Annotated in this window: 7 protein-coding genes and 2 pseudogenes; 8 read left to right on the top strand and 1 reads right to left on the bottom strand. The window is 73.1% G+C overall.

The window, feature by feature from the left end; genetic code table 11:
- The 7 genes and pseudogenes from A9X05_RS30995 to A9X05_RS11075 form a co-directional block, all read left to right on the top strand.
- Positions 1-242 (top strand): annotated as a pseudogene (locus A9X05_RS30995) (hypothetical protein); the annotation flags it as partial.
- A gap of 54 nt (positions 243-296) precedes the next feature.
- Positions 297-1,070 (top strand): SDR family oxidoreductase, encoded by a 774-nt coding sequence (locus tag A9X05_RS11100; RefSeq protein WP_067760076.1) that lies wholly within the window; start codon positions 297-299, stop codon positions 1,068-1,070.
- Positions 1,057-1,611, top strand: coding sequence for an orotate phosphoribosyltransferase (gene pyrE / locus A9X05_RS11095; RefSeq protein ID WP_067760078.1), 555 nt, complete (start codon positions 1,057-1,059; stop codon positions 1,609-1,611). Before A9X05_RS11100 ends, pyrE begins: the two co-directional genes overlap by 14 nt.
- A 30-nt stretch (positions 1,612-1,641) precedes the next feature.
- Positions 1,642-2,523 (top strand): hypothetical protein, encoded by an 882-nt coding sequence (locus A9X05_RS11090; RefSeq protein ID WP_067781299.1) that lies wholly within the window; start codon positions 1,642-1,644, stop codon positions 2,521-2,523.
- Positions 2,520-3,170: an RNA methyltransferase gene (locus A9X05_RS11085; protein ID WP_067781302.1), complete on the top strand. Its 651-nt coding sequence runs from the start codon at positions 2,520-2,522 to the stop codon at positions 3,168-3,170. The genes A9X05_RS11090 and A9X05_RS11085 overlap by 4 nt, the downstream gene beginning before the upstream one ends.
- Before the next feature lie 189 nt (positions 3,171-3,359).
- Entirely contained in the window at positions 3,360-4,502 is a 1,143-nt protein-coding gene (locus A9X05_RS11080; protein WP_197499018.1) for an XdhC family protein, read from the top strand.
- A gap of 56 nt (positions 4,503-4,558) precedes the next feature.
- Positions 4,559-5,197: an SRPBCC family protein gene (locus tag A9X05_RS11075; protein WP_067781294.1), complete on the top strand. Its 639-nt coding sequence runs from the start codon at positions 4,559-4,561 to the stop codon at positions 5,195-5,197.
- Here the strand turns inward: A9X05_RS11075 and eutC are convergent.
- A pseudogene (eutC, locus tag A9X05_RS11070) lies at positions 5,121-5,819 on the bottom strand (ethanolamine ammonia-lyase subunit EutC); the annotation flags it as partial. The gene A9X05_RS11075 and the pseudogene eutC sit on opposite strands and share 77 nt — an antisense overlap.
- Positions 5,820-5,832: 13 nt before the next feature.
- On the opposite strand from eutC, the gene A9X05_RS29605 reads away from it, so the two are divergent.
- Positions 5,833-6,027: ethanolamine ammonia-lyase light chain EutC (locus A9X05_RS29605; RefSeq protein WP_197499019.1), on the top strand; the 195-nt coding region annotated here is incomplete at its 3' end.

The following is a 6,027-nucleotide window of genomic DNA, read 5'->3' as shown; positions in this document are numbered from 1 at the left end:
CGAGGCATGAGCGACATCCTAATGACGGCGGCCGCGCCGCCCACCCGGCGCCCGCCGGCCGCGCCGAGCTGCCGCCCCGGCGTCCGCAGCAGGACGTGGCCGGGCTACTGGGCTCCGACGTTCAGGCGTCCGCGCGCCGGCCGGCCGAGCCGATCCGGCGGGAGCAGCGCGGCCCGGACGCCGTTCGCCGCCCGCCGCCGGCGGGGCGCAACGGCCACCAGGCCACCAACTATCAGCACTGACGGCGCGCCGGGCGCCGGGTGGGCGGCGCGGCCGCCGTCATTAGGATGTCGCTCATGCCTCGTCCCGTAGCCCTGATCACCGGGCCCACCTCGGGGATCGGCGCCGGCTACGCGCGACGCTATGCCAACGACGGATACGACCTGGTCCTGGTCGCCCGCGACGTCGACCGGCTGACCGACCTCGCCGGCGAACTGCAGGGCCGCGCCGGCAACATCGAGGTGCTGCCCGCCGACCTGGCCGACGCCGCCGGCCGCGACCAGGTCTGCGAACGGCTGTCCCGCGGGGTGCGCGTCCTGGTGAACAACGCCGGCTTCGGCACCTCCGGCGACTTCTGGGCGACCGATCCCGCGCTGCTGCAGTCGCAGCTCGACGTCAACGTCACCGCGGTCATGCACCTCACCCGGGCGGCCCTGCCCGCCATGCTGGACGCCGGCGCCGGCACCGTGATCAACATCGCGAGCGTCGCGGGGCTGGTGCCGGGCCGCGGCTCGACCTACTCGGCATCCAAGGCGTGGGTCATCTCGTTCAGCGAGGGCCTGTCCGTCGGCCTGCAGGGCACCGGCGTCGGGGTGCACGCCGTGTGTCCGGGCTACGTGCACACCGAGTTTCACGCCCGCGCCGGGATCGACATGGCCAAGTCACCGTCGTTCATGTGGCTCGAGGTCGACGACGTGGTGAACCAGAGCCTGGCCGACATCGCGCGCGGCAAGGTGATCAGCATCCCCGGCCTGCAATACAAGGCGATCATCGCCGTGGAGCGGATGATTCCGCGGACCCTGATGCGGGCCGTGACCAAGCGGATCGGCGGTGGCCGTGGCCGGACCTGACGCGCACACCGACTCCCGCGAGGAGCTGGCCGACCTGGTGCGCCGGCTGTCGGTGGTGCACGGCAAGGTGACACTGTCGTCGGGCAAGGAGGCCGACTACTACGTCGACCTGCGCCGCGCGACCCTGCACCACCGCGCCTCCGCCCTGATCGGCACGCTGATGCGCGACCTCACCCACGACTGGGACTACGCGGTGGTCGGCGGCCTCACCCTGGGCGCCGACCCGGTCGCCACGGCCGTCATGCACGCGCCGGGCCGCCCGATCGACGCGTTCGTCGTGCGCAAGTCCGCGAAAACCCATGGGCTGCAACGCCTTATCGAGGGCTCCGAGGTCGCGGGCAAGCGCGTGCTGGTCGTCGAGGACACCAGCACGACGGGGGCGTCGGCGCTGACCGCGGTGCGCGCCGTCCAAGAGGCAGGCGGGCACGTGGTCGGCGTGGCCACGGTCGTGGACCGTTCCACCGGCGCGGCCGAGGCCATCGAGGCCGAGGGCCTGCCGTACCGCAGCGTGCTGGGCCTCGCCGATCTGGGGCTGGGCTAGGCCGTCATCGCTGTGCGCACCTTCCTCGCGATGGCGGCTTGCCTGCTGGCTTGCCTGACGGGTTGCTCGGGCGCCAGCCAGCCCGTCCGCCCCTACGGCGCGCAGGGCGCCCGCTTCGGGGAATCGCTTTCGCTGCTGGGCTGGAACATGGCGGTGTCGAACCTGCGGTGGGACGGCGACTACGTGCTGATCGACGTCGACGCCTCGGCGGCCAACCCGCAGGCGCCGCACGCCAAACCCGAGGACATCCGGTTCGGGCTCTACGGGGCGCTGTCGCACCCGATGGAGTCCAACGGGCTGGGCAGTTGCGACCGCCCGGCGGGCCAGGCGCCCGACGTCCACTCGCCGCTGTCGGCCTCCGGCGACCGGCTCGCCGGGACGGTTTGCCTTGGGCCGCTCAAGGATCGCAGTCAGGTCCGCGGCGTGTACACCTACTCGCCGCGCGACCGGATCCCGAACAGCTCGGCGGCCTACCCGGCCGCGTTCCCGGTGGGGCTGATGCCCACCAACGCCAACGACACCGGCCTGTCGGTGAAGACCGTCAGTCTGTCGGCCTGGCGCGCCGACGGCGCCCCGATGACGAAGGCGCAGCTCGGCGATCCGGCGGCGTTCAACGGCACCGGCTACATGCTGCTCGGGCTGGAAGCCGACGGGCTGGCCGCCCGGTATCGCGACGAGTCGGCCAACCGCGGCGGCCCGCTGATGCTGCTCGCGTCCCCGACGCTGCCCGGCGCCGGGCTGAACCCGGCCTGCTCGGCGTACGGGTCGTCGGTGCTGATCCTGCCCGACGCCTCGCTGGACGCGGTGCACGTCAGCGCGTCGTTGTGCACGCAGGGCGAGATCAACGAGGCGCTGCTCTACGCGACGGTGGCGGTCGACGGCACGCACGCCGCGGTGTGGACGCCGCGATGAGCGAACCGGGGCCCGGGCCGACCGAATGGGCCGCACCGGCCGCCGGGGTGGGGCCTTGGCCCGGCGACCCGCCCGACGACCCGCGATACGACCCGGTCCTGTTGCGCGAGGGCGACACTCGCAACGTCGTCGACGCCTATCGGTACTGGACGCGCGAGGCGATCATCGCCGACATCGACCGCCGCCGCCATCCCCTGCACGTGGCGATCGAGAACTTTGGGCACGACGCCAACATCGGCTCGGTGGTGCGCACCGCCAACGCCTTCGCGGTGCACACCGTGCACATCGTCGGCCGGCGGCGGTGGAATCGCCGCGGCGCCATGGTGACCGACCGCTATCAGCGGCTGTGCCATCACGACAGCACCGCCGACCTGCTGGGCTTCGCCGCCGGTGCCGGGCTGACGGTGGTCGCGGTGGACAACGTCCCGGGCGCGACCCGGCTCGAGGAGACCGCGCTGCCGCGGGACTGCCTGCTGGTGTTCGGTCAGGAGGGCCCGGGCATCACCGACGACATCCGCGCGGGCGCCGCGATGGCGGTGTCGATCGCCCAATTCGGCTCGACGCGGAGCATCAATGCCGGGGTGGCCGCCGGGATCGCGATGCACGCCTGGGTCCGGCAGCACGCCGACCTGTCGCGCGCCTGGTAGCGGCGTCGCTTTCCCGCTTGCGCATCGAATGTGCGCTCAGGGCGGGGATTTTCGGCGTGTCGCCGCCCTCAGCGCACACTCGAAGCCAAGGGTTCACCCGCGACGGCGTGGGATACCTCGTCCGGCCGAGCCGAGGCGAATAGACCCCAAGTTGAGCCGGGCTCGCGGCCGTCCGCATACGTTGAGAGGGTGCGTGACGTGATTGCCGAGCTGATGTCGATCTGGCGTGCCGGCGATATTGCGGGGCTGGGCACGGTGGTGCGTACCTTCCGGTCCGCGCCGCGCCCGCCGGGGGCGGCGATGGTGGTCGCGCCGGACGGCTCGGTCACCGGGTCGGTGTCGGGCGGCTGCGTGGAGGGTGCGGTGTACGACCTCGCCGCCGAGGCTGCGAAGACCGGGGCGCCTCGGCTGGAGCGCTACGGAGTCAGCGACGACGACGCGTTCACGATCGGCCTGACGTGCGGCGGCGTCATCGACGTGTTCGTCGAACCGGTCTCGCGCGCGTCGTTTCCCGAGCTCGGCGCAGTGGCCGACGACATCGCCGAGCGTCGCGCGGTGGCGACCGCCACCGTCGTCGCCCACCCCGACCCGGACTGGGTGGGCCGGCGGATCGTCATCCGGCCCGACGGCGTGGCGGGTTCGCTGGGCTCGGCGCGCGCCGACGCCGCGGTCGCCGACGACGCGCGCGGGCTGCTCGCGCTGGGCCGCAGCGACGTCCTCGTGTACGGGCCCGACGGGCAGCGGCTCGGCGACGGCATGGAGGTCTTCGTGTCCAGCTTCGCGCCGCCGCCGCAGATGCTGATCTTCGGCGCGATCGACTTCGCCGCCGCGCTGGCGCGGCAGGGCTCGTTCCTCGGCTACCGCGTCACCGTGTGCGATGCCCGCCCGGTGTTCGCCACCCGTGCCCGCTTCCCGACGGCCGACGAGGTCGTCGTCGACTGGCCCCACCGCTACCTCACGGCCCAGGCGGAGGCGGGCGCCGTCGATCGGCACACGGTGATCTGCGTGCTGACCCACGACCGGAAGTTCGATGTGCCGGTGCTCGAGGTGGCGCTGCGCCTGCCCGAGGTCGGCTACGTCGGGGCGATGGGGTCGCGCCGCACACATGACGACCGGATGACCCGGCTCCAGGCCGCCGGGCTGACCGGCGCCGAACTGAGCCGGCTGTCCAGCCCGATCGGGCTGGACCTCGGTGCGCGCACCCCCGAGGAGACCGCGGTCTCGATCGCCGCCGACATCATCGCCAAGCGCTGGGGCGGCGGGGGCCGCCCGCTGGCCGAGATCGGCGGGCGGATCCACCATGACGCGGGGGACCCCACTCTACTTCCGTAGTGCCGCCCGTAGGCTGTGCACGACGCCGTCGTCGCCGCACACGAGAGGACCCCGGGATGAAGATCGCCAACCAGTTCACCGTCAGTGCCCCCATCGAAGAGGCCTGGGACGTGCTGAGCGACCTGGAGCAGGTGATCCCGCTGATGCCCGGGGCCGCGCTGACCGGCCACGAGGGCGACGACTACCTCGGTAAGGTCAAGGTGAAGGTAGGCCCCGTCACCAGCGAGTTCAGCGGCAAGGTGCGCTTCGTCGAGCACGATCGCGGCCAATACCGCGCGGTGATCGACGCCAAGGGCAAGGAGACCCGCGGGACCGGCAACGCGGCGGCGACGGTCACCGCCCAGCTCCACGAGGACGGCGATCGCACCGGCGTCACCGTCGACACCGACCTGAAGATCGCCGGCAAGCTGGCCCAGTTCGGCAGCGGCATGCTGCAGCAGGTGTCGGAAAAGCTGCTGGGCCAGTTCGTGGAGTCGCTCGAAGCCAAGCTCGTCGCGGAATCGGTGGCCGCGCCGGCCACACCCGAGGGCCCCCCGCAGGTCGGGCGCGCCCCGGAGCCACGCCACGCCGCCGAGCCCGAGCCCATCGACCTGCTCGACCTCGCCGGCGGCGACCAGCTCAAGAGGTACGCCCCGGTGCTGCTGGCCGTGCTGGCCGCGCTGGTGCTGGGTTGGATGCTCGGCCGGAGGCGCTAGAACTGCCGATCGCCGCTCGCGTCGTGTCTTTGAGGGCGACCCCCGAGCGGCCGAGTTCGCGGGCGCCTGCGACCAGCGCGGCGGTGACCGCCGCGGCCGCCGGGTAGTCCAGGCCGTCGGGCGGATGGATGTTGGACACGCAGTTGCGGTCGGCGTCGGTGCGCCCCGGCGCCGGCCGGTGCGTCAGATAGATGCCCAGGCTGTCGGCGACCGACAGCCCCGGCCGTTCTCCGATCAGCACGAGAACCGTTGTGACACCGAGGGCTGCGCCGATGTGGTCACCGAGCGCGACGCGGGCCTGGGTGGCGACCACCGGCGGGGCGATCGTGTACCGGCCGTCGAACGCGCGCACCAGCGCCTCGACCATGCCCGCGGCGTGGTCGGTCAGCGCCCGGGGCGAGAGGCCGTCGGCGAGCACAAATCCAATGTCCGCCTTGGTGTTCGGCAGATCCGACAGGTCCGCCGGGCTGCGGCCGAGGTCGGGCCGGCGCAGGTATTCGCCGCGGGAGGTGGCCCGGCTGTGCACCTGTAGCGGCTCGCCGATGCCGACGCCGCGGAGCCGCTGGACGAGGCCGTCGACGTCGAGCGGGTCGTGCACGGCGTCGCGTGCCGCGGCGTGCGCTGGCAGCCGGCTGATGACCGACCCGGAACCCCCGGACGTCTGGGCCCCGCTGCGGGCGACCACGCAGGCGCGGATCGGCCTCGGGCGGGCGGGAGATTCGCTGCCGACCCGGCGCGTCCTGGAGTTTCGGGCAGCGCACGCCGCGGCACGCGACGCCGTGCACGACCCGCTCGACGTCGACGGCCTCGTCCAGCGGCTCCGCGGCGTC

The organism is Mycobacterium sp. E3298, from assembly GCF_001666895.1.
GTDB lineage: Bacteria > Actinomycetota > Actinomycetes > Mycobacteriales > Mycobacteriaceae > Mycobacterium.
This window is presented reverse-complemented; position numbering and strand designations above follow the sequence as displayed.

Excerpts from the sequence above, each read along its gene's own strand:
- A9X05_RS11100 (WP_067760076.1), top strand. The coding sequence starts at position 297 with ATGCCTCGTCCCGTAGCCCTGATCACCGGGCCCACCTCGGGGATCGGC.
- A9X05_RS11085 (WP_067781302.1), top strand. The coding sequence starts at position 2,520 with ATGAGCGAACCGGGGCCCGGGCCGACCGAATGGGCCGCACCGGCCGCC.
- A9X05_RS11090 (WP_067781299.1), top strand. The coding sequence starts at position 1,642 with ATGGCGGCTTGCCTGCTGGCTTGCCTGACGGGTTGCTCGGGCGCCAGC.
- A9X05_RS11075 (WP_067781294.1), top strand. The coding sequence starts at position 4,559 with ATGAAGATCGCCAACCAGTTCACCGTCAGTGCCCCCATCGAAGAGGCC.